At 51.1% G+C, this 1,165-nt stretch carries 1 protein-coding gene; it reads left to right on the forward strand.

What is annotated here, in order from left to right:
* Positions 1-46: 46 nt before the first annotated feature.
* The coding region (locus QVP67_RS03805; protein WP_288179876.1) for a site-specific integrase at positions 47-1,165 on the forward strand (1,119 nt) is incomplete at its 3' end.

The following is a 1,165-nucleotide window of genomic DNA, read 5'->3' on the forward strand; positions in this document are numbered from 1 at the left end:
GGTTTAACTCGTTGATTTATAGTTTTGCAACCAAAAAAGAACGAGTATGACAAGGAGCACATTTCGCGTGCTGTTCTATGCGAACGGCAGCAAGGAGAAAAATGGAACTGTCCCCATCATGGGACGGGTTACAATCAACGGAACGGTGGCGCAGTTCAGTTGCAAGCGGAGCATCTCAAAAGAACTTTGGGATGCAAAGGGCAACCGTGCCAAAGGCAAGAGTTTTGAGGCAAGGGAAACGAACCTTGCGCTTGACAACATCAAGGCGCAAATCATCAAGCACTACCAGCACATATCCGACCGTGAGGCGTTTGTGACGGCAGAGATGGTACGCAACGCCTATCAGGGCATAGGCGGCGAGTATGAAACGCTGCTCAAAGCCTTCGACCGTGAGAACGAGGTGTTCAAGAAGCGTGTCGGCAAGGACAGGAAATTGGCGACCTATCAGTCAAGGGTAGTGGCAAGGAACTATGTGGCGGCATTCATCAAGTCATTCTACAAGCGCAGCGATATGTCGATGCTGGAACTTACTCCCGACTTCATCAAGGAGTTTGCGGTCTATCTCGCCACGGAAGCGGGATTACGCAACGGCACGATATGGGAAAAGTGCATGTGGCTGAAAGGTGTGGTGATGCGTGCGCACTTCAACGGTCTGATACCGAGAAACCCGTTTGCGCAGTTCCACATCAGCCCGAAGGTCAAGGAGCGTGAGTTTTTGACGGAGGATGAGTTGAAGGCGGTAATGACGCACGAGTTCGCAGACCCGAAGCTGGCATACATCCGTGACCTGTTCGTGTTTGCGAGCTTCACCGCCCTTTCTTTCGTGGACATCAAGGAACTGACCAACGACCGAATCGTGGAGGTGAACGGCGAGAAATGGATTATCTCCAAGCGTCACAAGACGGGCGTACCTTTCCAAGTAAAGCTGCTGGACATCCCCTTGCAGATAATCGAGCGTTACCGACCGTTCCAAGAAAACGACTTGGTATTCCCCAATCTGAACTATTGGTCAATCTGCAAACCGTTGAAGAAGATGATACGGGAATGCGGCGTGAATAAGGACATCAGCTTCCATTGCTCACGTCATGGATTCGCAACCCTGGCTCTCTGCAAGGGTATGCCGATAGAGAGCGTAAGCCGCATTTTGGGACATACGAACATCGAA

The sequence above is a fragment of the Bacteroides sp. CAG:633 genome, assembly GCF_000435115.1.
Classification (GTDB): Bacteria; Bacteroidota; Bacteroidia; order Bacteroidales; family Bacteroidaceae; genus Bacteroides; species Bacteroides ndongoniae.